The organism is Arthrobacter sp. TB 23 (assembly GCF_000294595.1).
GTDB lineage: Bacteria > Actinomycetota > Actinomycetes > Actinomycetales > Micrococcaceae > Arthrobacter_D.
This window is the reverse complement of sequence record NZ_ALPM01000063.1, coordinates 60,679-86,998: the sequence shown is the minus strand read 5'-3', so window position 1 is coordinate 86,998 and position 26,320 is coordinate 60,679. Positions and strand designations below refer to the sequence as shown.

28 protein-coding genes and 1 riboswitch are annotated in these 26,320 nt (G+C 62.8%); of the genes, 14 read left to right on the top strand and 14 right to left on the bottom strand.

Going from position 1 to position 26,320, the window contains the following annotated elements:
- Positions 1 to 7 precede the first annotated feature (7 nt).
- The 5 genes from B384_RS0108860 to B384_RS0108840 all read left to right on the top strand — a co-directional run bounded on the left by B384_RS0108860 (position 8) and on the right by B384_RS0108840 (position 5,070).
- A complete protein-coding gene (locus B384_RS0108860) occupies positions 8 to 1,411 on the top strand; it encodes a dipeptidase (protein ID WP_019482760.1) in 1,404 nt (467 codons plus the stop codon).
- A gap of 93 nt (positions 1,412 to 1,504) precedes the next feature.
- Positions 1,505 to 1,885, top strand: a complete 381-nt coding sequence (locus tag B384_RS0108855; protein ID WP_019482759.1) for a HesB/IscA family protein — start codon at positions 1,505 to 1,507, stop codon at positions 1,883 to 1,885.
- 192 nt (positions 1,886 to 2,077) lie between these two features.
- On the top strand, positions 2,078 to 2,944 hold the full coding sequence (gene ctaC, locus B384_RS0108850) for an aa3-type cytochrome oxidase subunit II (RefSeq protein ID WP_019482758.1): 867 nt from the start codon (positions 2,078 to 2,080) through the stop codon (positions 2,942 to 2,944).
- On the top strand, positions 2,944 to 4,665 hold the full coding sequence (gene ctaD / locus B384_RS0108845) for an aa3-type cytochrome oxidase subunit I (protein WP_019482757.1): 1,722 nt from the start codon (positions 2,944 to 2,946) through the stop codon (positions 4,663 to 4,665). The genes ctaC and ctaD overlap by 1 nt, the downstream gene beginning before the upstream one ends.
- A gap of 3 nt (positions 4,666 to 4,668) precedes the next feature.
- Positions 4,669 to 5,070, top strand: a complete 402-nt coding sequence (locus tag B384_RS0108840; RefSeq protein ID WP_019482756.1) for a cytochrome c oxidase subunit 4 — start codon at positions 4,669 to 4,671, stop codon at positions 5,068 to 5,070.
- An 83-nt stretch (positions 5,071 to 5,153) separates the two neighbouring features.
- Here B384_RS0108840 and B384_RS0108835 read toward each other — a convergent pair whose 3' ends face one another.
- Entirely contained in the window at positions 5,154 to 6,866 is a 1,713-nt protein-coding gene (locus tag B384_RS0108835; protein ID WP_019482755.1) for an ABC1 kinase family protein, read from the bottom strand.
- 5 nt (positions 6,867 to 6,871) lie between these two features.
- On the bottom strand, positions 6,872 to 7,411 hold the full coding sequence (locus B384_RS0108830; RefSeq protein ID WP_019482754.1) for a PadR family transcriptional regulator: 540 nt from the start codon (positions 7,409 to 7,411) through the stop codon (positions 6,872 to 6,874).
- Between the two features lie 155 nt (positions 7,412 to 7,566).
- Between B384_RS0108830 and B384_RS0108825 the strand changes: the two genes are divergently transcribed.
- Positions 7,567 to 8,349, top strand: a complete 783-nt coding sequence (locus tag B384_RS0108825; protein WP_035747752.1) for a GntR family transcriptional regulator — start codon at positions 7,567 to 7,569, stop codon at positions 8,347 to 8,349.
- 178 nt (positions 8,350 to 8,527) lie between these two features.
- Here B384_RS0108825 and qcrB read toward each other — a convergent pair whose 3' ends face one another.
- From qcrB to ctaE, 4 genes are all read right to left on the bottom strand, one after another.
- Complete coding sequence (qcrB, locus tag B384_RS0108820; protein ID WP_026041072.1) at positions 8,528 to 10,210, bottom strand: cytochrome bc1 complex cytochrome b subunit; 1,683 nt, start codon at positions 10,208 to 10,210, stop codon at positions 8,528 to 8,530.
- A gap of 1 nt (position 10,211) precedes the next feature.
- Entirely contained in the window at positions 10,212 to 11,237 is a 1,026-nt protein-coding gene (qcrA, locus tag B384_RS0108815; RefSeq protein ID WP_026041071.1) for a cytochrome bc1 complex Rieske iron-sulfur subunit, read from the bottom strand.
- A gap of 93 nt (positions 11,238 to 11,330) precedes the next feature.
- Positions 11,331 to 12,116 carry a cytochrome bc1 complex diheme cytochrome c subunit gene (gene qcrC / locus B384_RS0108810; protein WP_024476553.1) on the bottom strand — a complete coding sequence of 262 codons (786 nt, stop codon included), beginning with the start codon at positions 12,114 to 12,116 and terminating at the stop codon, positions 11,331 to 11,333.
- Between the two features lie 87 nt (positions 12,117 to 12,203).
- Positions 12,204 to 12,842 (bottom strand): aa3-type cytochrome oxidase subunit III, encoded by a 639-nt coding sequence (ctaE, locus tag B384_RS0108805; RefSeq protein ID WP_024476554.1) that lies wholly within the window; start codon positions 12,840 to 12,842, stop codon positions 12,204 to 12,206.
- Positions 12,843 to 12,990: 148 nt separating this feature from the next.
- Between ctaE and trpD the strand changes: the two genes are divergently transcribed.
- A complete protein-coding gene (trpD, locus tag B384_RS0108800; protein WP_019482748.1) occupies positions 12,991 to 14,055 on the top strand; it encodes an anthranilate phosphoribosyltransferase in 1,065 nt (354 codons plus the stop codon).
- Here trpD and B384_RS0108795 read toward each other — a convergent pair.
- The 4 genes from B384_RS0108795 to B384_RS0108780 are packed head-to-tail and all read right to left on the bottom strand — an operon-like array spanning position 14,052 to position 16,316.
- Positions 14,052 to 14,777 carry a copper homeostasis protein CutC gene (locus tag B384_RS0108795; RefSeq protein WP_019482747.1) on the bottom strand — a complete coding sequence of 242 codons (726 nt, stop codon included), beginning with the start codon at positions 14,775 to 14,777 and terminating at the stop codon, positions 14,052 to 14,054. The two genes, trpD and B384_RS0108795, sit on opposite strands and share 4 nt — an antisense overlap.
- Before the next feature lies 1 nt (position 14,778).
- Positions 14,779 to 15,060 carry an Lrp/AsnC family transcriptional regulator gene (locus B384_RS0108790; RefSeq protein WP_019482746.1) on the bottom strand — a complete coding sequence of 94 codons (282 nt, stop codon included), beginning with the start codon at positions 15,058 to 15,060 and terminating at the stop codon, positions 14,779 to 14,781.
- A gap of 57 nt (positions 15,061 to 15,117) precedes the next feature.
- Positions 15,118 to 15,543: a DUF3054 domain-containing protein gene (locus B384_RS18385; protein WP_019482745.1), complete on the bottom strand. Its 426-nt coding sequence runs from the start codon at positions 15,541 to 15,543 to the stop codon at positions 15,118 to 15,120.
- A complete protein-coding gene (locus B384_RS0108780) occupies positions 15,540 to 16,316 on the bottom strand; it encodes an alpha/beta fold hydrolase (protein WP_019482744.1) in 777 nt (258 codons plus the stop codon). Before B384_RS0108780 ends, B384_RS18385 begins: the two co-directional genes overlap by 4 nt.
- Before the next feature lie 106 nt (positions 16,317 to 16,422).
- Between B384_RS0108780 and B384_RS0108775 the strand changes: the two genes are divergently transcribed.
- Together B384_RS0108775 and B384_RS0108770 are read left to right on the top strand one after the other, a co-directional pair.
- The gene (locus B384_RS0108775) at positions 16,423 to 16,698 is read left to right on the top strand and encodes a DUF2277 domain-containing protein (protein WP_019482743.1); all 276 of its coding nucleotides are present in this window, start codon (positions 16,423 to 16,425) and stop codon (positions 16,696 to 16,698) included.
- Between the two features lie 80 nt (positions 16,699 to 16,778).
- On the top strand, positions 16,779 to 17,189 hold the full coding sequence (locus tag B384_RS0108770) for a VOC family protein (RefSeq protein WP_019482742.1): 411 nt from the start codon (positions 16,779 to 16,781) through the stop codon (positions 17,187 to 17,189).
- Between the two features lie 155 nt (positions 17,190 to 17,344).
- On the opposite strand, the gene B384_RS0108765 is transcribed toward B384_RS0108770, so the two are convergent.
- On the bottom strand, positions 17,345 to 18,043 hold the full coding sequence (locus tag B384_RS0108765) for an alpha/beta fold hydrolase (protein WP_019482741.1): 699 nt from the start codon (positions 18,041 to 18,043) through the stop codon (positions 17,345 to 17,347).
- A gap of 104 nt (positions 18,044 to 18,147) precedes the next feature.
- Here B384_RS0108765 and B384_RS0108760 point away from each other — a divergent pair, with 104 nt between their 5' ends.
- Entirely contained in the window at positions 18,148 to 18,909 is a 762-nt protein-coding gene (locus B384_RS0108760; RefSeq protein WP_019482740.1) for a class I SAM-dependent methyltransferase, read from the top strand.
- A 56-nt stretch (positions 18,910 to 18,965) separates the two neighbouring features.
- On the opposite strand, the gene B384_RS18380 is transcribed toward B384_RS0108760, so the two are convergent.
- Complete coding sequence (locus tag B384_RS18380) at positions 18,966 to 19,748, bottom strand: hypothetical protein (protein ID WP_019482739.1); 783 nt, start codon at positions 19,746 to 19,748, stop codon at positions 18,966 to 18,968.
- Positions 19,745 to 20,272: a DUF421 domain-containing protein gene (locus B384_RS0108750; RefSeq protein ID WP_019482738.1), complete on the bottom strand. Its 528-nt coding sequence runs from the start codon at positions 20,270 to 20,272 to the stop codon at positions 19,745 to 19,747. Before B384_RS0108750 ends, B384_RS18380 begins: the two co-directional genes overlap by 4 nt.
- 103 nt (positions 20,273 to 20,375) lie before the next feature.
- On the opposite strand from B384_RS0108750, the gene B384_RS0108745 reads away from it, so the two are divergent.
- Both B384_RS0108745 and B384_RS0108740 read left to right on the top strand, forming a co-directional pair.
- Entirely contained in the window at positions 20,376 to 21,209 is an 834-nt protein-coding gene (locus B384_RS0108745) for a hypothetical protein (protein ID WP_019482737.1), read from the top strand.
- Positions 21,210 to 21,436: 227 nt separating this feature from the next.
- Positions 21,437 to 21,973, top strand: coding sequence for a hypothetical protein (locus B384_RS0108740; protein ID WP_019482736.1), 537 nt, complete (start codon positions 21,437 to 21,439; stop codon positions 21,971 to 21,973).
- A gap of 103 nt (positions 21,974 to 22,076) precedes the next feature.
- Here the strand turns inward: B384_RS0108740 and B384_RS0108735 are convergent, their stop codons facing one another.
- Positions 22,077 to 23,252, bottom strand: a complete 1,176-nt coding sequence (locus tag B384_RS0108735) for a VOC family protein (protein WP_026041069.1) — start codon at positions 23,250 to 23,252, stop codon at positions 22,077 to 22,079.
- A gap of 142 nt (positions 23,253 to 23,394) precedes the next feature.
- A riboswitch (SAM riboswitch) is annotated at positions 23,395 to 23,483 on the top strand.
- Positions 23,484 to 23,579: 96 nt separating this feature from the next.
- Between B384_RS0108735 and B384_RS0108725 the strand changes: the two genes are divergently transcribed.
- Together B384_RS0108725 and B384_RS0108720 are read left to right on the top strand one after the other, a co-directional pair.
- Positions 23,580 to 25,250, top strand: coding sequence for an ABC transporter substrate-binding protein (locus B384_RS0108725; RefSeq protein WP_019482733.1), 1,671 nt, complete (start codon positions 23,580 to 23,582; stop codon positions 25,248 to 25,250).
- Positions 25,251 to 25,255: 5 nt separating this feature from the next.
- The gene (locus tag B384_RS0108720; RefSeq protein ID WP_019482732.1) at positions 25,256 to 26,215 is read left to right on the top strand and encodes an ABC transporter permease; all 960 of its coding nucleotides are present in this window, start codon (positions 25,256 to 25,258) and stop codon (positions 26,213 to 26,215) included.
- The last annotated feature ends 105 nt before the right edge of the window (positions 26,216 to 26,320 follow it).

The window sequence follows — 26,320 nt, the reverse complement described above, 5'->3', positions numbered from 1 at the left end:
CGACAGCATGACTCCCGAACAGCCTTCGTCCAGCACCGACTATTCAGTACAGGAACTCCGGGCGGCAGTAGCCGCCGGGTTCGACCAGACGGTCAGTCAGCTCGTCGGCCTGGTGGGCATTCCGGGAATCGCCTGGGAAGCCTTCGACCCGGCGCAACTGGATCGCAGCGCCGCCGCCGTCGCCGAGCTCATCGGCGCCGCAGGCATCAGCGACGTCCAGGTGCTGCGGGTCAGCACTGACGGGGTGCCGGGCGGCCCGGCTGTCGTGGCGCGTCGCCCCGCCGCCCCAGGCAAACCGACCGTGCTGCTCTATGCCCACCACGACGTCCAGCCTCCCGGCGATCCGGAGCTGTGGGACAGTGAACCGTTTACCGCCGTCGAACGCGACGGCCGGCTCTACGGCAGGGGAGCCGCCGATGACAAGGCGGGCATCATGGCGCACCTGGGTGCACTGCGTGCACTCGACCAGGTGCTGGGGGAGGACTTCGGCGTCGGCGTCACCTTGTTCATCGAGGGTGAGGAAGAGGCCGGCTCGCCGACCTTCAGGACCTTCCTCGAAACCCACCGGGAACTGCTGCAGGCAGACGTCATAGTGGTGGCAGATTCCAGCAACTGGAAGGTCGGGGTTCCGGCGCTGACCACGAGCCTGCGTGGCCTCGTCGATGGGACCGTCGAGGTGCAGGTCCTGGAACATGCCGTTCATTCGGGAATGTTCGGTGGACCGGTGCTCGACGCGCCGACCCTGCTGTCCCGTCTGATCGCTACCTTCCATGACGACGCCGGCGACGTCGCGATCGCCGGTCTGGCCGGCGGTGACGACGCGACGGTCGACTACCCCGAGGCCGATTACCGGGCCGATGCGTCAGTGCTCGACGGCGTTCGTCTCGCCGGCACCGGATCGATCGCTTCGCGGCTCTGGACCAAACCCGCACTCTCCATCATCGGGATCGACGCACCAACGGTTGCGCTCTCGTCCAACACCCTGCTTCCCCGGGCCCGAGCCAAGTTCAGCCTGCGACTCGCCCCCGGCCAGGACCCGGCGTCGGCCATGGCGGCGGTGAGGGACCATGTGGAACGCAACGCCCCCTTTGGCGCGAGGGTCACGTTCACCGCGGGGGAGACCGGCAACGCCTTCGCTGCCGACACCACCGCACCGGCAGCAAAGACCGCACTCTGGGCGCTCGAAGAATCGTGGGGGGTCCCGGCGGTTGAAGCCGGTATGGGCGGGTCGATCCCGTTCATCGCCGATCTCACCGAGGTCTACCCCTCCGCGCAGATTCTGATCACTGGGGTGGAAGATCCGGACTCCAGGGCACACAGTGCCAACGAATCGCTGCACCTTGCCGAATTCCAGAAGGCAGTCCTGGCCGAGGCCCTCATGCTGTCCCGGATCAATACCGACGGGTTGTGAAAAGCCGGGGGTTGGTCCCGAACGGGACTGCCGACGTACCATTGGGTAGGACGCAAAACCGCGACACGTGTCCACAGCGAGGAGAAACCAGTAATGAGTACTTCCACCAGCGAAACCACCACAGAGACCACCGAGGCCGCGTTGGCCGCACACGAGGTGGCGCTATCTGAGGTAGCTGCCGACAAGGTACGCAGCCTCCTCGAACAGGAGGGCCGCACCGACCTGCGCCTGCGCGTCGCCGTGCAGCCCGGCGGCTGCTCCGGTTTGATCTACCAGCTGTACTTCGACGAACGAACCCTCGACGGCGACGCCGTCAGGGACTTCGACGGCGTCGAGGTCATCGTCGACAAGATGAGCGTTCCCTATCTTGCAGGCGCCTCCATCGATTTCGAAGACACCATTTCCAAGCAGGGCTTCACCATCGACAACCCCAACGCTGGCGGTTCCTGCGCGTGCGGCGATTCATTCCACTAGCACGTGTCAGCTGCCCAAACAAACGCACAGATGACCTGCCAAAAGTTCCACGGCAGGCCGTCTTTGTGTCATCCAATGGCGGCGGTAACAGGTAAGCTCTACAGTAAGTAGTAAAACTAAATGTGTGCTTTTTGCGCACACGGGGTAACGCCGCCACGGGTGGCAGACACGTAAGAAAAGGAAGGGCCGTCTGTGAGTTCGCAGCACCGAACCGGCACCCGGCGCGCAAGGGTCGTCAAGATCTCCAGCATTATGCTGATTGGCGCGTTGTTTCTGTCGGGCTGTTCAGCTGAAGTCCAAAGGGGTTGGTTGCCCGCCGAGCGCGACAACACCAACCACACCGGCCGAATCATCGATCTGTGGGTGAATTCCTGGATTGCCGCACTGATAGTCGGCATCATCACCTGGGGCCTCATCATCTGGTGCATCGTTGCTTATCGCCGGCGCCGGAATGAGACCGGATTCCCACGCCAGGTCAGCTACAACCTTCCACTCGAAGTGTTCTACTTGACCATTCCCCTGTTCATGGTCCTGGTGTTCTTCTACTTCACTGACCGCGACCAGCAGGCGATCGACGCCCGCGTCGACAACCCTGATGTAATCGTCGACGTCCGCGGCAAGCAGTGGTCCTGGGACTTCAACTACGTCAATGAGGACAAGTACTTCAGCGGCGTCCAGGCGAACCTCACCGGCGAGGAAGGGATCCCCGAAACCCTCCCGACCCTGTACCTGCCGGTCAACCAGACGGTCGAGCTACAGCTCAACGCCCGCGACGTCATCCACTCCTTCTGGGTGCCGGCGTTCCTGCAGAAGCGCGACATGATTCCTGGTCGCACCAACTACATCACCCTGACCCCGACCAGGGAAGGCACCTTCGACGGCAAGTGTGCCGAACTGTGCGGTGAGTACCACTCGGAGATGCTCTTCAACGTTGCGGTTGTTTCGCAGCAAGAGTTCGACGCGCACATGGCCACCCTTGAAGACGGCCAGCTCGGGGAAGAATACGATCGCAATTCCTACCCGGACACTGAATCCGAAACAGCAGGGAGTAACGGCTGATGTCCACCTACGAATACACGGCTGAAGATACCGGCACCCTGGTAGCGCCGCGGGTAGTACCGAGGTCCAAGGGACGCGTGGTAGTCAGTTGGATTACTTCCACCGACCACAAGACCATCGGGTACATGTACCTGATCGCCTCCTTCATCTTCTTCTGCTTCGCAGGAGTGATGGCGCTGGTCATCCGCGCCGAACTGTTTGAACCCGGTATGCAGATCCTGCAGACCAAGGAGCAGTACAACCAGCTCTTCACCATGCACGGCACCGTCATGCTGCTGATGTTCGCCACCCCGCTGTTCGCCGGGTTCGCCAACGTCATCATGCCGCTCCAGATCGGTGCGCCCGATGTGGCGTTCCCCCGCCTGAACGCCCTGGCATTCTGGTTCTTCCTGTTCGGCAGCACTATCGCCGTCTCCGGTTTCATCACCCCACAGGGTGCCGCATCGTTTGGCTGGTTCGCCTACGCCCCATTGTCGAACACCACGTTCTCTCCGGGGCTCGGTGGTGACCTCTGGGTCTTTGGTCTGGCCCTGTCCGGGTTCGGCACCATCCTCGGCGCGGTCAACTTCATCACCACGATCATCTGCATGCGGGCCCCCGGCATGACCATGTGGCGGATGCCTATCTTCACCTGGAACACGCTGGTCACCGCGATCCTCGTGCTGATGGCTTTCCCACCACTGGCTGCCGCACTCTTCGCCCTGGGAGCCGACAGACGATTTGGTGCCCACATCTTCGATCCGGACAACGGGGGAGCGATCCTCTGGCAGCACCTGTTCTGGTTCTTCGGTCACCCCGAGGTGTACATCATCGCGCTGCCGTTCTTCGGCATCGTTTCCGAGATCTTCCCGGTCTTCAGTCGCAAACCGATCTTCGGCTACAAGGGCCTGGTTTACGCCACCATCGCAATCGCTGCCTTGTCAGTGACCGTCTGGGCACACCACATGTACGTCACCGGAGCGGTCCTGCTGCCGTTCTTCGCCTTCATGACGATGCTGATCGCGGTGCCGACAGGCGTGAAGTTCTTCAACTGGATCGGCACCATGTGGCGGGGTTCGATCACCTTCGAGACGCCCATGCTGTGGAGCCTCGGCTTCCTGGTGACCTTCCTCTTCGGTGGACTTACGGGCATCATCCTCGCCTCACCCCCGCTCGACTTCCATGTCTCTGACACCTACTTCGTGGTGGCTCACTTCCACTACGTGGTCTTCGGAACCGTGGTGTTCGCAATGTTCGCCGGCTTCTACTTCTGGTGGCCAAAATTCACCGGCAAGATGCTCAACGAACGGCTCGGGAAAATCCACTTCTGGATGCTGTTCCTCGGCTTCCACGGCACCTTCCTGATCCAGCACTGGCTTGGCGTCATCGGGATGCCTCGCCGGTACGCCGATTACCTGCCTGAGGACGGGTTCACTGCGATGAACCAGTTCTCCACCATCGCGTCCTTCGTTCTTGGTGCTTCACTGATTCCGTTCTTCTGGAATGTGTACATCACCTGGCGCAGCGGCAAGAAGGTAGAGGTCGATGACCCGTGGGGCTTTGGTGCGTCACTCGAGTGGGCTACCTCGTGCCCACCACCACGCCACAACTTCACCTCGTTGCCCCGGATCCGTTCAGAGCGACCAGCCCTGGACCTCCACCACCCTGAGCTGCAACAGCAGCACACGCCTAGCTCGGCTGTCGGCCAGGCTCTTGGCGCAGCCGACCGGAAGGACGCCTAAACCATGAAGGTTGAAACCGGACTCTTCTTTTGGGGTTTGCCCTTCTTCCTCATCGTTGGGGTTGTCTACGGATACCTCACCGGCTGGGATGAATACGTGGGCTTCCTGGGCATTCTGCTCGTTGGTGGTCTGGCAGGAATGATCGGGTTCTACCTGGGCTTCACCGGCCGCCGGGTTGGAATGCGGCCCGAGGACAGGCTCGACGCCGAGATCCACGAGGGCTCCGGCGAACAGGGTCACTTCAGTCCCTGGAGCTGGTGGCCCCTGGCGCTCGGTCTGTCCGCCGCGACTGGTTTCCTGGGTCTGGCAGCCGGCTTTTGGATCCTCTACATCAGCCTTGGCATGGTAGTGATAGCACTTGTTGGCTGGGTCTTCGAGTACAGCCGCGGAGATCACGCACACTAACCAGGTCTGCGCTGACCACACGAGAGGCCCCCACCGTTCACAACGGTGGGGGCCTCTCGTTCGTTAACAGCTGTCCTCCGCGCCTACAATCCGCTGCGGCCCGCCCACAGCCCATGGACCAGGGGGACCGCTGACGAGACCATCAGCACGCTCCCCAGCACCAGATCATCAGGCCGGACCAGAGCACCGGCGATCAGCAGCGCACCGAACACCAGGGCCGAAGCGGTCCGTTTGAACGACCGGTCGAGCTGGGCCACCCGCCGCTCCAGGCGTGGCGTGGCAACGGCTATCGCCCCATCCTCGATGCGGGTGACCAGGCTATCCAGACGCCGTGGCAGCCGCAGGGCCACCCCGGCGGCGTCAATCGCTTGCTGAGCCACATCCTGCACCAGGTTGCCACGCTCGTCGCGGAGCAATTGCGCGGCATACGGTTCCACCGAATCCCACAGGTTGAACCGGGCATCCAGTGAGCTGGCCACTCCTGAGGTCAGGGACATCGCCCGGATAATCAGCAGGAAGTTTTCGGGGAGCTGAAACGGCAGGGAACGAACCAGGTCGCCGAACTCGACAGCAAAATCGAGGAACTCCCGCGGGTCAACCTCACGAAGTTCAGCGAAACCCAGACCGCCGAATCGGGAGAAGAGATGAGTCATCGCCCGTTCCAGCTCGGTGGTGTCGGCCGAGGGCACCAGCACACCAACGTCGCTGATGGCTGCCACCAGTCCCTTGCCGTCGCGGGAGGCGGCAGCTATCAGGAGTTTTCGAAGTCCGTTGCGGGTGCTGAGCGGAACCTCGCCCATCATCCCGAAGTCGATGAAGGTCAGGGTCCATTGGTCGTCTGCTGAAGGGCGCCTGGTCGGGGTCACGAAAATGTTGCCCGGGTGCGGATCCGCATGGAAGTAGCCGTTGGTGAACATCTGGTCGAACATGACCGAGGCGAACACCGGAGCGACCCTGGCGGGGTCGATGCCCGCTGCCACCAGGGCTGCCGTGTCGGTGACCTTGATCGCGGTGACATCTTCGAGAGTCAGCACACGGCGCGTACTGCGCTCCCACACGACCGCCGGGACGGTCACCCTGTCGTCCTCGGCGAAGTCGGCACCAAACCGCTCAAGGTTCGCAGCCTCGTGCTGGTAATCGATCTCCAACAGACTGATCTGGGCGAACTCCTCCACCAGTGCCGGAACGTCCGCCCGACTGGAAACCAGACGAATACGGCTGAGCCAGCCGCCCACTTTACGGAGAGCAGCCAGATCAATGTCGATAATCGCGTCGATGCCCGGCCGCTGGACTTTCAGGACCACACTGGAGAGTCCGGTGTCCGCCGAATCAGGGGACCGGAGCTGGGCCCGGTGTGCCTGGCCGAAGGACGCGGCAGCAATGGGAGCTTCCTCGACTGACGCGAACACCTGCTCCAGGGGAGCGCCCAGCTCGGACTCGGCCAGAACGCGGATCGCTCTGAAGGGGACTGGCGGGACTTCGTCCTGCAACCCTTCCAACTCCGCAGTGATCTCCGGCGGCAGCACGTCAAGTCTCGATGAGAGGAACTGCCCGACCTTGATCATCAGGCCCCCCAGGTCCACCGCCAGGACACGGAAGCGCTGGGCAAAGCGCAGCATCCTTTTCGTCCGGGTGCGCTCCGCCACTTTGCCGAGGCCGATGCGCGGCAGGAACAGTTCAAACCACCAGGTGACCGCCAGGTGCCACGCGGCGAAGCGTATGATGCGGCGGTAACGGGCACGGGTCGCCCCGACGCCGGGTAGCTTCTCTGTCCGCTCCCGGCGACCCGATGCCACGCCCGTCAGTCCTGGGCAAGGATCGAGTAGAGCCGGCGTCGGGCTTCATTGAGCACCTTGACGGCTTCCTGGACCTGTTCAGGTGTTCCGGTACGCCCCACCTGGGCCGCGGCCTGGGCAAGTTCAACTCCGGCCTTCGGCAGCGCGCCGAACCCGGTGCCAGCCTCGTGGCCCATAGCCCAGGGCGCTGCTCCGCCCGCACCGGCAACTTCTTCCCGACCCGCTTCGGTCAGCGAATAGATTTTCCGACCGTTGGATTCCTCGGCACTGATAAACCCCTCATCGGACAGTAGCTGCAGGGTCGGATAGACCGAACCGGCACTAGGCTTCCAGCTGCCGCCACTCCGCTCCTCGATTTCGTGGATGATCTGGTAGCCGTGCATGGGCCTTTCCGCGAGCAGGGCAAGGATCGCCGACCGTACCTCGCCCCGTCCCGCCCGGGTTCCGGTGCGCTTATCGAACCGTGATCGCAGCTCTTCGACCGCCTGCCACATGCCGTCAATGTTGTTTCCGCTGAACCCGCCTGCTGGGTATGAATTCCGCATTGCGCTCTCCCTTGAATCATCTAACGATATATAGCGATACTCAACGATACCCTCGATTTCGCGGGTAAATCAACGATCATGGGGAGCCCTTTAGACTGAAAGCAGCCGCGTTCTTCCAAGGCTCCTGAAAGGCTTTCCCGTTGTCGAGTACCCTATTGCTCTCCCTTGAGGGAGGGCTGAATCCTGAGTCCACGGCGCCGAAACACGTGCAGCTCCGCGAGATCCTCCGCCAGCTGATCATTGACCACGCCGAGCCTGGTACCGCCATTCCCTCTGAACGAGAGTTGACCAGACACTTCGGGGTGGCACGCATGACCGTCCGGCACGCGATCGATGCCCTGGTCGCCGAGGAGGTGCTGGAGCGCATCGTGGGACTGGGGACATTCGTCGCACATACCAAGCTGGACCTGCAAATGAAGCTCACCTCCTACAGCGAGGAGATGCACCGGCGGGGTATGGTTCCCGACGCGCGGGTACTGAGCTTCGAACAGATCGGGGCAACCCCGCTGATTGCCCGCGAGCTGCAACTCGAGCAAGGCCAGCCGGTGGTCCGGTTCAGACGCCAACTGCTCGCGGATGGAGAGCCGATGAGCGTCGACGAGAACTTCATCCCGGCCCACCGGGTGCCGGGGATTCTTGACGAGCCGGCGCCGACGTCGCTGTACAACGTTTTGAGCGAACGGTTCGGCCTGCTGATGGAATGGGGCGAGGACACCATCGAGGCGACCGCGGCCTCTGCTTCGATCGCCAGGCTGCTGAACGTGGATTTGGGGGCGCCCCTCCTGAAAATCCAGCGGCACGCCTACGTGGCCAGGTCGATGATCGACTACTCGGTGTCCTATTACCGGGCGGACCGGTACAAGCTCTGGGTGCCACTCCAGCGCCCCGGCGTACGGTCCCCGCGCGCTTATACGGCGAAGCGGTTGAACAGTCCCTAGCTAGCGCTTCAGGCCAGTAGGGCCAAACCCTGCAGGAACTGCCCCCGGAGTCAGATCCGCCGGTTCCCGTAGGGCAATCCTTGCCCTACGGGCCGGAGCTGTCCCGCATAGCCGGATATGCGCCAACGAAAGAACCTGATCCAGCTATGCGCTGGACCGGGTTCTTTATCGTGTCGTGCTACTTGGAGATTGCCGCTTTGTCGTGCTGCTCGGCGATCTCGTCGTGGTGTGCGTGAGAATGCGCTGCCGCCAACTCCGCAGGCGTTACCGGTGCCACCCTGTCTTCGAAGAAGAAGCGTGACAGCCAGCCGCGGGCCTTCTCGGTCCGGGTGACGTGTCCGTTGACATCCGCCTCGGCCGGCAACACTCCTGCAGACTCGTAGTTGACCAGGTTGTAGCGCTTGTATTCGTCGAGTGGTTCGTGGACCTCGATGAACTCGCCGTGCGGGAGCCGCACAATCCGGCCGGTTTCCCGACCGTGCAGGGCGATCTCGCGATCCTTGCGCTGGAGAGCCAGAGCAATACGCTGTGCCACCATGAAGCCGATGATCGGGCCCACGAAGAACAGCACCCGCAGCCAGTAGGTCACATCGTTCAGGGATACGAAGAAGTGGGTGGCAATGAGGTCCGAGCTGGCCGCTGCCCACATGACGCAGTAGAACACTACGCCGGACACGCCAACCGCGGTGCGGAACGGTGCGTTGCGCGGACGGTCGAGCAGGTGGTGTTCCCGCTTGTCCTTGGTCAACCAGGACTCAATCCACGGCCAGGCGAACATCAGGCCGAACACGATTCCGGCAGGAACGAGGGCGGGAAGCAACACGTTCAGCGACAGGGTGTTCACGCCCCATGGCATCGGGATGTTCCACTCCAGCGGCAGCCCACCGAGCCACCCCGGCATGAGGCGCAACGCACCGTCCACCCAACCGATGTACCAGTCGGGCTGGGTGCCAGCCGACACGGGGGAGGGATCGTACGGGCCGTAGTTCCAGATCGGGTTGATCGTGAACGCCGCCGAGATCGCTGCGACGATGCCAAACACGATGAAGAAGAATCCACCGGCTTTCGCTGCGTAGACCGGGCCGACGGGGAAGCCGACCACGTTGTCGTTCGTCCGGCCTGGGCCGGGGAACTGGGTGTGCTTGTGGGTCACCACCATGAAGAGGTGGATGACGATCATCAGCAGGATGATCGCGGGGATCAGCAGGATATGTAGCACGTAAAGCCGTGGAATAACCACTGTGCCGGGGAATTCGCCGCCGAAGAGGAAGAAGCTGATGTACGTGCCAACTACCGGGACGGCCTTGATGACGCCGTCGATGATGCGCAGGCCGTTACCGGACAGCAGGTCATCGGGGAGTGAGTAACCGGTGAAGCCGGCAGCCATGGCCAGGATCAACAGAACGCAACCGACAACCCAGTTCAGTTCACGGGGACGCCGGAACGCACCGGTGAAGAAGACGCGGAGCATGTGCACGGAGACTGCTGCGACGAAGAGCAACGCAGACCAGTGGTGGACCTGCCGCATGAACAGCCCGCCGCGGACATCGAAGGAGATGTTCAACGCCGTGGCGTATGCCTCGGACATTTCGACCCCGCGCAACGGCACATAGCTACCGTCATAGTGGGTTTCTGCCATCGAGGGATCGAAGAAGAAGGTCAGGAAGGTTCCTGACAGGAGCAGGATCACGAAGGAGTACAGCGCCACCTCACCGAACATGAAAGTCCAGTGATCGGGGAATATCTTCCGCCCGAACTCCTTGACCATCCCGGATCCGCCGACTCGTGAGTCAACGTAGTTGGTGATCTTGCCAACGCTCGTCTTGGGTTGGTAGGTACTTTGTGATGTCGTGCTGCTCATGTCAGCCACGCTCCCAGAAACTTGGTCCTACTGGCTCTTGAAAATCGCTCGTGGCGATGAGGTAGCCCTCGTCATCAACGGCGATGGGCAGCTGCGGTAGCGGTCGTGTCGCCGGTCCGAAGATGACCTTGCATTCCTGCGTGAGGTCGAACGTCGACTGGTGGCACGGGCAAAGCAGGTGATGGGTCTGCTGTTCGTACAGAGCAACAGGGCAACCCACGTGCGTGCAAATCTTGGAGTAGGCAACAATGCCTTCATAGCCCCAGTCCTCACGGCCAGGGGAGGGATTCAGCGACTCGGGGTTCAGGCGCATCAGCAGGACAACCGCTTTGGCCTTCTCCTCCAGATAGTGCTCAGAATCCGAGAGCCCTTCAGGGATGACGTGGAAAGCCGAACCGATGGTGACGTCTGAAGCCCTGATCGGGGTGCCGCTCGGGTCCCGCGCAAGCCGGGTTCCCGACTCCCAATAGGTCTGCCGCAGCACGTTGCCGGGCAAGGGGCCCAGATCGCGGAAGATGAAGACGGCCGGGAGCGGTGCCAGAAGCATCGCACCAAGGAGGGTGTTGCGGATAAGCGGCCGACGCTTGATGCCGGTTTCCTCAACGATGTCGTTGATGATCTTTTCCGCATCGGCGCGGTCGGCTTCGGTGCGGATCTCGTGCCGGTCCTCGGATACTTCGTGGTCAGGCATGAGTGTCTTGGCCCAGTGAACAATTCCCACGCCGATGCCGAGCATCGCGAACGCCGTGCCGAGGCCGAGCGTCAGGTTCTGCAGGCGGAGCGTCTCGATGGTCTCGTCCAGGGGGATGAGGAAGTACCCAACGAAAAACAGGATGGTGCCAATAATCGACACCAGGAACAGAATCGCTACCTGTCGCTCCGCGCGCTTCTCCGCACGCGGATCCCGGTCAGCCAGGCGGGGACGGTGTGGAGGCAAGCCAGGGTTCTGGAACTTCTGCACATCGCCCTGACCGGGCCTAGCAACGACGCCAGTACTCTCTGGACTGCCGTGACTATGATCGGCCATGATCCCTCGCATCCTTCTGATAAAACTTCGCTTGTGGTCTGTTGTTAAGTGTGGTGGTGCAGCCCTGAGGCAGCTGATGGAGCGTCATGTGGTTTAGGACGACCGGGCCGTCAGCCAGACAGTGAACGCGATAATGACGCCTAGCCCTGCGACCCAGATGAACAGACCTTCAGAGACTGGACCCAGCGAACCGAGGTCGGCTCCACCAGGGGAGCCCTGCTCGTCGATGGTCTCAAGGAACGCGATAACGTCGCGCTTGTCCTCGGGGGTGATGTTCGCGTCGCTGAACACTGGCATGTTCTGCGGGCCGGTAACCATTGCCTCGTAGGTGTGCTTCGCCGTCGAGCCGGACAGTGCTGGAGCGTACTTGCCGCGGGTCAGCGCGCCGCCGGCAGCTGCCGCGTTGTGGCACATTGCGCAGTTGACGCGGAAGACAACTCCACCGTTTGCTGGGTCGGCGTCGGACGTGTCGAGCATGTCCTCGCTCGGAATGGCTGGTCCGGCACCCAGGGAGGCGACATAAGCGGCCATCTGCATGGTCTGCTCGTCGTCGAACTGTGGTGGCTTGACCTGCGCCTGGGGTCCCTGCATCTGCATCGGCATGCGCCCGGTGCCCACCTGGAAGTCCACCGATGCGGCACCGACGCCAACCAATGACGGGCCGTTATCGGATCCGACTGCGCCCATGCCGTGGCAGGTGGCGCAGTTGGCGATGAAGAGCTTCTCGCCCTCGTCGACCTCGTCGGCCGAGAAGGACTGGGCCTGGGCGTCATTGGTGCTGCTCGCCAGGGCATAGACGCCGCCCGTGAAGAGTAATCCGATGAGCAACAAAGCTACCGCTGCCAGGGGATGACGTCGCCTTTGCGAAAGTGCCTTCACTTGCTGGTTCCTGCCTTCTGTCGTGCAATCACTGCCGGTTCCACTTGATGGAATTCTACACCTAGTAGAAGAGTGTTCAACTAAGGGTTACTTCAGGAAATAGATGATGATGAACAGCGCAATCCAGACAACATCAACAAAGTGCCAGTAGTACGACACAACAATTGCTGAGGTGGCCTCAAAATGACCGAACCGTTTCGCGGCGAATCCGCGGCCGATGATGAAGAGGAAGGCGATCAGCCCGCCCAGCACGTGGAGACCGTGGAACCCGGTGGTCAGGTAGAACGACGAGCCGTAGGCGTTGGATGAAAGGGAGACGCCTTCCGAAACCAATACCGCGTATTCGTAGCCCTGAACCGCAACGAAGATGGAACCCATGAGGAAGGTCAGGAGGAACCATTCGATCATTCCCCACTTGAGGGGGGAGAAGACGCTGCCGGTGCGGCGTGCTTGCAACCGCTCGGCTGCGAATACACCGAACTGGCAGGTCACCGAGCTCAACACGAGAATGATCGTGTTAATCAAGGCGAACGGTACGTTCAGCTTTTCAGTCTCCATTGCCCACATCTCACTCGAGGTGGAACGCAGGGTGAAGTACATGGCGAATAGTCCGGCAAAAAACATCAATTCGCTGGACAACCAAACGACGGTTCCTACGGAGACCATGTTGGGGCGGTTCAGCGTTGGATGCGCCGTGGTGCTGGGGGCTTGAGTCGCAGATGTCACAGAGCCATTATGTCTCTAAAAAGGGCCAGTTCACCAATGCTGGGGATGCCCCGGCGCGTCCCCGGCACCGCGAAGGACTCGGCATCCCAGTAACGGCGCGGAAGTAGTGAACAGATGACTTTCTACAATTCGTAGATAACCTTGAGGTGTGACGACGATTTCAAGCCCCGACGGCGGATCCCCGACCTGGCCCGTACTCATCTCCGCGCTGATCCGGGGGGACGATCTCACCTCCGATCAGACCCGCTGGGCGATGGACCAGATCATGGAGGGCGACGCTTCCCATGCCCAGATCGCGGGATTCCTCGTCGGTTTGAGAAGCAAGGGGGAGACGGTCGGTGAACTGGTCGGGCTGGTCGAGGCAATGCTGGCTCGGGCCCACCGCATCGACGTGCCAGGGCCCACCCTGGACATTGTGGGCACCGGCGGGGATGGGCTCAACACGCTCAACATCTCGACCATGTCGTCGCTGGTGGCCGTGGGCGCCGGGGCGAAAGTGGTGAAGCACGGAAACCGCAGTGCTTCGTCGTCGGCCGGCGCGGCAGACGTGATCGAGGCGCTGGGTGTCCGGCTGGATCTCTCGATTGACGACGTCGCCCGTTCGGCCGAGGAGGCGGGAATCACCTTTTGCTTCGCCCAGGTGTTCCATCCGTCAATGCGCCACGTCGCAGTCCCGCGGCGTGAACTGGGTGTCCCCACGACCTTCAACTTTCTTGGGCCGCTGAGCAACCCGGCTGGGGTCGATGCTCAAGCCATGGGATGCGCCAGCGAGCGGATGGCGCCGCTGATGGCGGGAGTATTGGCGGCGCGGGGGATCCGGGCCCTGGTGTTCCGGGGCAGCGACGGTCGGGACAAGCTGACGACCAGTGGCTCCTCGACCATCTGGGAGGTCCGCGGCGGGACGGTGACGGAGCAGCAGGTCCACCCGGCCGACTTCGGGTTGCCGGTGTCGCCGGTGGAGGCCCTCCGGGGGGCCGACGGTGCCAGCAACGCGCGTGTGGTGCGGGCATTGTTGGCGGGGGAGCGGGGGCCGGTCCGGGACGCCGTCGTGCTCAATGCTGCCGCAGGCCTGGTGGCGTTCGACGTGGCTCACGGCACGCCGCTGATCGACCGGATCAATGCGGCAATGCTGCGTGCGGAGCATTCGATTGACTCGGGGGCAGCGCAGGGTTCGCTCGAGAAGTGGGTGCGGGTAACCGGTGGTGTGGCCTAGCCCAGCCGGGTGGCCTGATCTATGACTGCGGCGACCAGCACCGGGTCGGTGACCTGATAGCTGGCGCCTTCCGTGTCTGACGCGCCGAGTGGCACGCCGGAGCCGCTGGGGCGGTGAACCGACTTGGCCGACAGGTGGACTTCGGAAATCCCTGCCGCGGCGAGCGCCGGCAGGTCGCCGATGGTCACCCCGCCCCCGGCCAGGATGGTTAGGCCGCTGCCAGCGGCCGCCATCGATTGCAGGGCTGCGATGCCCTGCCCCGCGGTCGGAGCCCCACCGGAGGTCAGGACCCGCGTGAAACCGGCAGCAGCGATCGCGTCGAGGGCGGCAAGCGGCGAAGGAGTATGGTCGATCGCGCGGTGGAAGGTGTATTCAAGCCCTGGGGCGGCCTGCCGCAAGGCTCTGACGGCACCAGCATCCACCCCGCCGGAGCCCGTCAGGACCCCCACCACGATGCCAGCCGCGCCCTCGTCCGCGGCAGCTGAGATGTCGCCGGCCATCAGCTCCAGTTCCGCGGGAGAGTAGACAAAACCCCCTGGACGCGGACGGATCAGCACGTGCAGCGGCAGCCCGGGGACTGTTGTTCTGATCTGCCGAATCAGACCGACCGAGGGCGTCAGACCGCCCAGCGGCAGGGCAACGCAGAGTTCGGACCGCACCGCACCGGCGTCGTACGCGATCGCCGCCCCGGCAGTGTCCTGAACCGCAATCTCAACGCGCATCCTAGCCTTCGAAGCCCAACGAGAAGGCGGTGTCCAGATCGTGCTTCGAGTAGGAGCGGAACGCGATCTGGGTGGTGGTCGACTCCACGCCCTCAATCTTGGACAGTCGGTCGGCGATGACGTCCGCGAGGTCCTCATGGCGGCTGACCCGGGCAATGGCAATGAGGTCCCATTCGCCGGTCACCGAATAGACCTCGCTGATGCCTTCGATTTCGGAAATTTCCTGCGCGCACTCCGGAATCCGGGAGGCATCAGTTTGGATCAAAACAAATGCGGTGATCATTGGGGGTCTCCTAGGCAATGGTGGGGGACTGGCTGGGGAACAAACTCTTCGGCTAACTTATCGTGAAGTGCTCCGCCACCGCAGGACCATGGCAGCGATAGCGCGGGGGAGGAGCAGCACCGCACCGAGCACCAGGACGGCGACCAGCTGGAAGCTGATCGCCATGCCGCCACCAAGTAAGGCTCGAATCCCCAATCCGCCGACGGCGGTACCCAGCCAGATCAGCATCCCCGTCGGCCACAGCGCCGACGGCGACCGCCACGCCCTGGACGCGCCCCAGGTGAGGAGACAGGCGGTGAGGAAGGGTGCGGCAGTGCCCAGGACGCCGAGGATCGCCAGTCCCGACTCATGGGTGGACCGCCCGGTCGCTGCGAATCCAGTGATCAGCACCAGGTCCGCAGCAAGCCAGCCCGCTACGGCTCGGCCGGTGGGTCGGGTCCGCCCTTCGGCGGGGGCGTTTTTGCTGAGGCGCGGCACGTTCACGAGGTGCTGTCGAGAATCAGCCGGGCTGTCTCCGCGGGCTGATCCCAGTGTGGGAAGTGTCCGCTTTCCTCGAACCAGTGCAAAGTCGCATCAGGGAAGCGCTGCTGGGCGGTGGCCGCCTGGCTGGGGAAGGTCACCCGGTCGCGTCGCCCCCACCCAATCACCACGTTGCCGGAGAGGGATCCGGCGGGGACGCCCTGCTGGGTGGGCCCTTCGATCAGGGACCGGCGGGCCTCGTCCAGTCCTGGCGAGGACGCGAAACCCTGCAGCTCGGTGAGGACCAGACCAGGATCGAGCTGCCAGGGTTTAGCCGAGAACTGCGCCAGCAGCGCGCTGCGACCAATGGCTGTGCCGGTCAGGAAGGGGAGCGCGGGCTGGATTGCGCGTACCAGGGCGACCGAGGCGGTGATGCTGGTACCGAAGATCAGCCGTTGACGGTCGGTCCAGAACCCTCCGGGGTCAAGTGAAACAGTGCTGCCCGGATGACCGCGCCGTGCCAGCTCAAGGACAATTCGGGCACCCATCGAACTGCCCACCAGAGCTGTGTCCTGTAGGCCCTCGCTTTCGATGAAACGTTCGACGGTATCCGTCAGCGTGCCGATCGTCACCGGCCCGATGAGCGGCGGCGTGTCGCCGAACCCCGGCAGGTCCACGGCGGTCACTTCCCGCCCGGCGGTCAGCGCCGGCATGATCGGGTCCCAGGTGCGAAGGCTTGAGCCCAGGCCGTGCACCAGGAGGAGGGGAGTACCGCTGCCGTGTCGTTCGAAATGCATCGTGATCCTTCGCTGGGGAGTGCTTCAACTCTAGGCATGGTGAGGGCGCAATCGGGAACTGAGGAGGCTATTCCCCCCGGGGTGAACTAGGCCTACGCTATGGAATATGTGCAGAAATATTCGAACTCTGTCCAATTTTGAACCGTCAGCCACCGACGACGAGATTCACGCGGCGGCCCTGCAGTTCGTCCGCAAAGTCAGCGGTTCCACCAGACCGTCGAAGGCAAATCAGGAGGCGTTTGACGCCGCCGTCGAACGCATAGCCCATGTGACAGCGCATCTGCTCGCGGACCTCGTCACCACCGCGCCGCCCAAGGACCGAGAGGTTGAAGCCGAGAAACACAAGGCACGGTCTGCCAAACGGTTTGCCGCCACCGGCTGACTCCAACCGGGTTGGTAGGAGCGCCGCTCAGGCCCCGGGCCTGCACCTGCTAGCTTCCGTCAGAATCGAAGGAGATCACCATGGCTACCCGACTCAATCCGTACCTCAATTTCAAAGGCAACGCCCGGGAGGCCATGACCTTCTACCAGTCGGTCTTCGCTGGCGAGCTGACCATGAGCACTTTTGATGAGTTCCAGGCGGCCCAGGACCCGGCCGATGCGGAAAAGATCATGCATGGGCAGCTCGAAACTGAAGGTGGGCTGATGCTGATGGGCGCCGACATCCCGACCGGCATGGAGTACACGGAAGGGGACACTTTCTCGGTGTCGCTGAGCGGCGAGGACGAGGAGGAGCTCCGCGGCTACTGGGACAAACTATCAGGCAGCGGCACGGTGACTGTCCCGATGGAGCGAGCACCGTGGGGAGACAGTTTCGGCATGTGCAAAGACCAGTATGGGGTCGCCTGGCTGGTCAATATCAACGGCTCCTAGCGCTCTGGGACTCTCCCTGCACCGGTGTTGCGCAGCACCCAGTTGCGCGGAACCCAGTTGCGCAGAAAAGTGGGGGCCCTGCAGATGAGTGGTTGCGCTACCGCTTACCTGCAGGGCCACTACTTTTCTGGCCTGAGGTGGCGGTCGGCGATAGCCTAGCGGTCGACGGCGGCGAGGATCGCCGCACTGAGATCCGCCGGCCGGGTGAACTGGGGCCAGTGACCGGTGGGCAGATCGACATACTCGACATTGTGGATATGGGTCAGTTCGGAAACGTTCGGATCGCCCGCATCCATCCAGTGCTGAAGTTGTTCAGAGGTGAACTCGCAGCAGATAACCGTCGCCGGCACCCTGAAGCGGCCTTCGTCGACCAGCCGCTGCTGGTCGGTGGCCACCCCCAGGGGCTGCGGGATAGCTCGGCGGATGAACGCCTGCCGGACGTCGTCGTCGAGGTCAACGAGGTCCTCAGCGTCGAAGACATCCCAGGCCGGGAGCGGGATTTCATTGCCGTCCGCTGGCAGCTGGTCGTTGATCACGCCGCCCTCGCCGAGCGGTCCGCTATCCACATAGATCCCGCGGAGCACATGGTTGGGCCGCTGGTCGATAGCGCCGTAGATGATGGCACCGCCCGCCGAATGTCCGACCAGCACCACAGGCCGGTCCACTGCATCGATAGCGGCCACGACGGCGTCGATGTGCTGGCGGAGGCCGATGCCGGCCCGGGGCGCATCCTTGGCTTCCAGGCCGGGAAGGGTGAGCGGATGGACGTGGTGTCCAGCAGCCGTGAGCGGGGGAGTCACGTCATCCCATGACGACGCGTCAAGCCAAAAACCGGGAACCAGAATGATGTCCATGACGGGACCTTACGCCCGGTGGGGGTTCCCGGCAACCATTGACGCCCGGAACCGGAGCCGCTTCGCCCCTACCGGCGTAACGGCCGTCGGAGTAGGTTGGGAGGGTGAGTTTCACCGTAGCAGCTGACGCCTATGACCGGCTCATGGGCCAGTACTCAGTGCCTCTGGCTGCAGAGTTTGTCCGGCTGGTTGACGTCGGAGCTGGTTTCCGGTGCCTCGACGTGGGGTGCGGCCCCGGAGCTCTGACGGCCCGGCTGGTATCTAGGGTGGGCGCTGGCCTGGTTGCGGCGGTCGACCCGTCAGAGCCGTTCGTTGCTGCGGCGCGGACCCGGCTCCCCGGAGTCGACATCCGTCCCGGCACAGCCGAGGAGCTGCCTTTTCCTGACAGCGTGTTCGATATCGCGTTGGCGCAGCTGGTGGTTCACTTCATGAGCGATCCGGTGGCGGGCCTGCGGGAAATGGGCCGGGTGACGCGCAACGGTGGGGTAGTGGCAGCGTGTGTCTGGGATAACGCTGGCGGCCGCGGACCGCTGGCCACCTTCTGGCGGGCCGTCGAGGAGGTCGGCGGACCCACGGCATCAGAGGCTAGGCGTGCGGGGACCGCTGAGGGGCACCTGGCCGAATTGTTCGAGGCCGCGGGTTTGAACGAGATTGAGCAGGGGAGTCTCAGCGTGCGGGTGGAGTTCGACTCATTCGCCGGCTGGTGGGAGCCCTTCACTCTCGGCGTCGGGCCGGCCGGTGATTATATGAACGGGCTGGACCCCACGGGTCGGGAGTATCTCCGGAAGGCCTGCGCCGAACTGCTTCCCGCACCGCCGTTTATGATCGACGCGACGGCGTGGGCAGTCCGGGCGCGTGCTGGGTGACGGTCACAAGTGGCCCCTGGACCCCCTGGGCCACACAAGAGTGGTGCACCAGTACACTAGCGGTCGCGCAACCACTTAGCCGGGGATGAGCCACTTTTCTGGGCACTATCTTCCGAAAGCGGGGGAGCGCCGTCGGCCGGCTGTCCGGACTCCACCGTGGGAGATTGGTCCCTGAGGAAAAACGCTCCGAGGGAACCGGCGAGGGTCGCGAAAACCGCCACAGAGTAGATGGCCAGCAGCACCTGGAGTGCGCGGGCGAAATGGTCTGTCGGAGTGATCCCGGTACCGGTAATTGTTGCCATCGAGGCTTCGAACAAGGCGTCGGTGTAGGACTCGTGGGACCCGGTGGCATAGAGCAATTGGCTAGCGGCAAGAATCACTACCGCTGTCACTGCCGCAAGCCAGCCGATCCTGCCGGAAAGCAGTCTGCCAGCGGATCTGGAGCCTCGCACGCTGGCAGAGAGGATTCCGCCGAACCGCGCGAAGCGAGCCGCCCGCAACATCCTGAACGCCTGCAGCGCCCTAAAAAATCTGAGGAACGGGACAAGCAGGAAAACTACCTGCCACCAGTTCTTCCGCCAGAACGCGGCACTGAAACTGGCGATGTAGGCTCGCAACAGAAACTCACCCACGAAAATTACCCAGAACAGCCAGCCGACAATACTGAACACCAGGACAAGCGTCGGATCCTCAGCCAGCACCTGTCCGAGCACTATGAACAGGAAAATGATGCCCAGGATGCCCATCGGTTTGTCGAGCCGCCGCGCCAGTTCTTCGGCCGATCGCAGGCGTACCCCAAGCGGTGAGTCGGAGCCTACTCCGTCATGGGGGCTGGTCATGGCGTACCGGCACCTGGCCAATTGGTGACTTCGTCGAGCGCGGATCCGCTACCGATTTTGTCCGTAGGAATGACACTGAGGGTGCCGTTGGTTTCGAGTATCACAGCCGCAATGTCAGATAGGTCTCCTGAGCCAGCGGTGCGAATTGCCTGACGTACCTCGGATTCCGTCAGACGGTTTCTGCGCAGTTCGTCAGCCTGCAGTTGCCCTCCAAGGACCAGGGCAACCGGCTTGGCCGTGACCAACGAACGTATTCGGGGCCAACGTGCCGACATAGCGGCGACCACCAACTGAAGCGACGCCAGTAGCACCAGTGCAGTCAGTCCCTGGGCGAAGGAGACCTCAGCACTGAGCAGGATGGTGGCAAGTGTAGATCCCAGGGCAACGGTGACGATGAAGTCAAAAGCATTGAGCTGGCTAAGGGTACGTTTGCCCGACGCCCGCAGGAGCACCACCAGCGCGGCATATGATACCGATCCAATGATGAGTACTCGGATAATCTGATCCCACGATTCAAACCACATGTAGAGATCGTTTCATACGGCTCGTGCCATCGCAGCAGGCTAGCGGTAGGGGACGTGGGGTTTGTTCGATCCCAGTGAAGAACCCGCCTCGAGAGGACCACCCATGACCAATGAGAAACGCTATTCACTCGTCGATCCGGCGTCACCAGCTTTCGGTGTCGCGTCAACCGCCGTCATGGGCGCCGTCACGCTCGTCGATCCTTCCAGGCTGGACGGACAGCAGCGCCGCGTCATGCGGGTGGTCTCGGCCGTAGTGTCGGGGCTCTACGTTGGCGTTACGATCGGCGGCAAGCGGCTACCGCTCAGGGCTCTGGCCGGGGTCGTTACAGGAGCTGCCACGCTTCGTTTCGCTGACACCACTGAGGCTATCGATTTGCGACTGGAGAACAAGCTGCGCCAGGTCGGGATCCAGCACCCGCGACGATGGATTGCCGCCGGTACGGCAGCGTTCATCGCCGCCGGATTCGTTGGTGATCGTGCTGCAGCCAGAAGGGGGGAGTTCCTGGCCATGCTCGAGGATCAGTCCGAACAGGTACGGCCGCTGGACAGCAAAGTTCGAAAACTGGTGAGGGGCATCCTCAGCGCCAGCGAGGAAAGAGGGGCTCAGGAACTCCGCGCCCAGCTGGATGCCGCCGAGGAGGTCTACTGGGACGACGAGTTCACAGGCACCGCATACTTCAAGGTCCCGGAAGGGTTGCCCCGCGCTGTGCCACACAACCAGGTATATCCGGTGCGGGCCCGCTTCATTGGGCCGGACGGCGCATCACATCAGGTGCTCGTACAAGTCCTCGACGGCATGATTGACCACATCACAGCAGAGGTAACGAACCAGGAAGGCGGCGATCATGTCGAAGGCCTCCTTGAAGGGTGGCCGGACGCCGCCGAGGTGGTCTATGTCCTGGATAGCACCGACGGGACGAGCACAACGATCGGCTAAGGCCGGCTCCTATCTGTCGAGCTACGACGGCGCCGGGGTCACAGGTCCGCCCGGGTTGCTCGCCATTGGGGATCACGTGGCGGAGTCGATCTACCTCTTGCATAAGCGACTTCGGAGTGTTTAGCTTCGAGTGCGGCGCGTCCGGGCTTGGGGCCGAGATTGAGATTATTCCAGCAGGGTCGGTGGAATTGCTGAAGCCCCGCAAGAATCGCTGAACCGAGGACAGAATGCATGCGAAGCGAAACAGCGCGACCACCCTGCTCGCACTTGCCCTCCTGATGGCAGGGGCGGGCTGCTCCGTCAGCCCGGGATATTCCAGCGTCCTCACTGATGGGGGCACCGACGAAATGTGCTTCGTGGATGTGCCGCCAAGCGAGGGGAAAACCCTCGTCGGTGAGATAATCACCAACAACGGAGATCAGCCGGTCACCGTCACGGAAGTGAAGCTGCTGGATGCTCAGGACATGGTGGTGGAGGACGCCTACATTATTCCGATGCAGTCAGGCCCAGGCACTACCCTCGGCGTGAGCTCGACGCTAACAAAGGACCCTGAGGTTCAAGCCATACTGGACCGGGCCGAACCGGCTGAGGGCTACGTCATCGGCCCAGGGGAGCAGGTTAATGTGGTGACCGCAGTATCAATCGCCGCAGGTGTCCGCCAGGGAACTGCATCGGGAATTGAGGTGCGCTCTGAGCAGTGGCCGGACACCAACGTCTCTGACGCGCGAATCAAAATGACCATGACGAAAGACTCGTGTTTCTGACCACCAGCTATCCGTTAGTTGACATAATGTAGATTATCGGCGTTTGTGTGAAGAGTTCAGCAGCGGATCCGGGAACTCCCTTTACCGCCAACCTGACGGAAGATTATGAACTACTGACGATCACCAACTCGTTGCCTTCTGGGTCGGCGACCAGCCAGTGATCCTCGGATTCGTCAAGGAGCCTGCCACCAGCAGCGACGCTGGTGGCGAGGCGCGTCTGCGCAAGGTCCGGCGGCACGTCAAGCTCGACGTGTAGGCGGTTGCGCTGGCGACGGCGATCGGTTTCGGAAGCGTCGATCTCCTGGAATACCAACACGGGGTTCAGCTGCAGCGGATCCTGGATGTCGCTGACCCCGGCCCGCTGGTCGCGGGTGTATCCGAGTGCGGCGACCCAGAACGCACGAACCGCCTCGACGTCGGCGGCGTCGAAGAAGAGTTGGAGGAAGCGTGGCAGCCCGTGATCCGCAGTGGCTCCGAGTTCGCGTGCCACGGTCTGCAGTCCCCCAGCGAGGTGGGCGAAATCGGGGTCGAGACCGTCGGCGGCGCCCTCCCACTGGTCCTTGCCGCTGTCGAAGATCACCAGCCCGGGGCGTAAATCGATGAGCAGCGGGAAGCCCGTGTTATCGGCCAGGGCCGCTGCTGCGGTGGTCAGGTCTCGCTGCTGGGTCGATGAGGTGGTGCGGTAGCACGCCATCGCGCTGAACACCGTCTGCCAGTCGGCTGTGCCGATTCCCCCGCCGAGCGCCGCGCCAGGCACCAGGTCTACCTCGTTGCCGTCGGGGTCGGTGTGACGGACTTCGAACGGTCCTGAGGCGGGACCAAGATCCGCCCGCTCGACCTCCGCAGGCGGCCGCACCACGTCCAGATGGATGCGGTTTCGCAACGGCCGCGGCTCGGTCGACTGCCGGATCCGTAGCGCGGGGTCGCGCCGCAACGGATCCGCCAGACCGCCGTTGTCAGCAGGCGCGTAGTCGAGCACGCGTTGCCAGAATGCCCTCACCCCAGACGGATTCGGGGATTCGACGACGACGCTCAGTTGCTGCAGCACGGCAGGGTTCGCCGTTAGCCCAAGATCCTGCGCAGCCGCCGATACTGTCTCGGCGTGGCGGTCCGAGTCGAGGCGCACTCGGACGCCGGTCCTGCGCAGATCGGTCCCGACCCCGGGTGTCAACTCCAGGATGCGTCCGGCCAGCGCCGCCCCGACGGTCAGCGAACGCGCGTCGAACCATGCCGTCGCAACGTTATCGATCACCCGCCACTCCGTGCTGATCTCTCTCATACCGAAATGTATACCCACCTGCACCGGCCTGCCAATGCTGAATGTTGCGTCGGAAGTCGTACAGATCAGGACTTTCTTGATCGCCCCATCATTATGCGATTAGATCGCCGTAGTCCGCAGGGTATCGCTCCCCCGGACTGAACAACCATCCAGAGCGGCTGAGAGACCTGGCTCGTTGAAGCCGCAGCAACCACCCCTCGGGGCCGGTGCTACTGCCAGGACCGATGGAGAAAGTTTTATCCCCCGTTGGTGTCGACCCCATTCCTGGCGGTCAGATGCTTCAGCGTGCGTGGGTAGGGCACCTCGATCACGACTGAGAGGATCGACATGATTTCCCGCACCGTCTCACACCACAACGTCCTACCGCCCAACCCCGGTCCACGCCGGCGGTCCCTGCGGGTAGCGGCGCTCATCGGCCTTACGGCAGTGGCGCTCACCGCCTGCGGTTCGACCGCCACTACCGCTCCGGGTGAAAATGTGGCCAGTGGACAGCCGGTCGAGGGCGGCACCCTGGTATATGCCGAGGTGACCCCCATCAATAACTGGCAGACCCAGTCCGCGAGGTTCTATGAAAAGTCCAATGTCCTCAACAGCGTCCTGGACCGCCTGACGTATTTCGACGCCGACCAGGGTGAGATTGTCCCCTGGATAGCCTCCGAGTTCTCCGCCAACGCAGACGCAACCGAGTTCACCTTCACCATTCGACCCGATGTGACGTTCAGTGATGGCACCCCGGTAGACGCCGAGGCAGTCAAACTGAACCTCGACGCCCAGGGCTTTGGGATTGAGGCGGCCCAGATTCAACCGAACGTGGACTTCGCCGGGTACGAGTCGGCCGAGGTGATCGGTGCTGATCAGGTGCTGGTGACGCTGTCCTCCCCCAACGCGAACTTCCTGCGGGCCACCACCTCGGTCACCGCCGGGTTGGTGTCCCCCGCAACACTTGAGCTGGATGCGGCAGGGCAATCAGCCATCTCCCAGATATCCGGGTCCGGACCCTTCACCTTCGAGTCCGAGAAGCCTGATGAGGAAGTAGTACTGGCCAAGCGCCCGGACTACGCCTGGGCGCCGGAAACCGCTGACAACCAGGGTGACGCGTACCTCGACAAGGTCGTCGTCAAATACCTGCCGGAGGTCGCCCATCGTGCTGGGGCGGTCCAGTCGGGGCAGGTCGACCTGGTGAGGGGCCTCCAGCCGGTGGATGAGGAAACCCTTGCTGCGACCGGTAATCAGGTTCTCCCGGCGAAGGGCGTGGACCTGACAGTGAACATGGCCGCGGTCCGGGTCGGCAGCGGGAAGCTGGCCGACGAGAACGTCCGCCGGGCCCTGCAGATTGGTATTGACCGGCAAAGTCTCAAGGACACCGTCCTGTCCGACAGCTACGAACTGGCTGCCTCGGTCCTGAACCACCGGGCACCCGGCTTCACCGACCTGTCCGAAGAACTCGAATACCAGCCCGAGGAAGCACGGCAGCTGCTCGACGAGGCGGGCTGGAAAGTCGGGGCCGACGGCATCCGGGCCAAAGACGGAATAGCACTCGAGGTGACCGTCACTAGTTCCAACAATTCGGTTGTCATCAAACCGGCCTTCGAGCTGATTGAACAGCAGTGGCGTGAGATTGGTGTCAAGCTCAACAACCGCGCCGGCGACAACACCTTTCTCGCCTCAGCAATGCCTGACCCAGCGGTGGAGTTTTTCGGCACCCGACAGTTCATCTACGGCGGTCTCGGCCCGATCTTCGAGCCGGAAAACAACACCATGACGCACACCAGCGACGAAGACCTCAACGCTATCTTCGCGGCCGAGCGTGCGGCAACCTCACTCGAAGAGCGCGATGAGCTGCTGGCCGACGAACAGTATGCGTTGGTGGTGGATAAGGCCTACTCCCTGGTGCTCTGGGACGAGGTCCAGGTTTACGGTGCCCACAGCGGGACCCAGATTGAATTCACGTCCGGCACCGCCCCGGTATTCCAGGGTGCCTGGAAAACCGGCGGGTAGCGTTCATGATCCGCTATCTCTTGCAACGGATAGGTCAGGCCCTGTTGGTGGTGTGGCTCGCCTACACTGCGGTTTTTCTCGCCGTACAGCTTCTGCCCAGCGATCCGGTAACAATTTTCCTGACCGCCGACTCAGCGGTCGATCAATCAGCGATCGACGCCATGAAGAGTCAGTACGGCTATGACCAGCCATTGCTGACGCAATACCTGAACCAGCTGGTGGGGCTCTTCTCCGGTGATTTCGGGTACTCGCTGGCTTCCGGACAGTCAGTGTGGGACCGGATCAGTGGGGTCGCCGGGTCGACCGTCGCCCTGGCCGGCGCCGCCTTCATCACTGCGGTACTCATCGCCGTTTCCCTTGTCGGCGCCGCGACACTCACCCGTTCGACGGTGATCCGTCGGGTTTTAGTGAACGTGCCTCCCCTGTTCGCGGCCATTCCAGCATTCTGGCTCGGTCTTGTGCTGCTCGATCTGCTCTCCATCCGCTGGGGAGTCATGTCGTTGTTCCCCGATGGTTCCTTTCTGTCCCTCGCCGTCCCGGTACTGGTACTGGCCACTGTCGTGTCCGCTCCCCTGGCCCAGGTGCTGCTCAAGAGCATCAACCACGTCTATGACCAGCCCTTCATAGATGTGCTCCGGGCGAAGGGTGCCTCACGGTCCTGGATCTTCTTCCGCCACGCGCTGAAGAACGCTGCGGGTCCCGCCCTGACAATCATGGGCATCACGGTTGGAACGCTTTTCGCCGGGTCGGTGATCACTGAAACCGTCTTCGCCCGCTCGGGTCTCGGGTCAGTGGTCCTGACGGCAGTCACCACCCAGGATGTGCCGTTGGTGCAGGGACTGGTGCTCCTGACGGCTTCGATCTTTGTGGTGGTCAACCTGGCAGTTGACCTCCTGTATCCGCTCCTTGATCCCCGCATCCTCACCAGCAGTCGAGATGGCGCCCCCCGGGCCCTTGCTGCTTGATGACCTCCCTTCGATAAAGGTTTCCCTGTGCCAACCACCAATAATCTCCCCCCTCCAGTACTGACTGCAGATCCAGGCCCAGGCAGGAACGGCGATCCCGGCCTC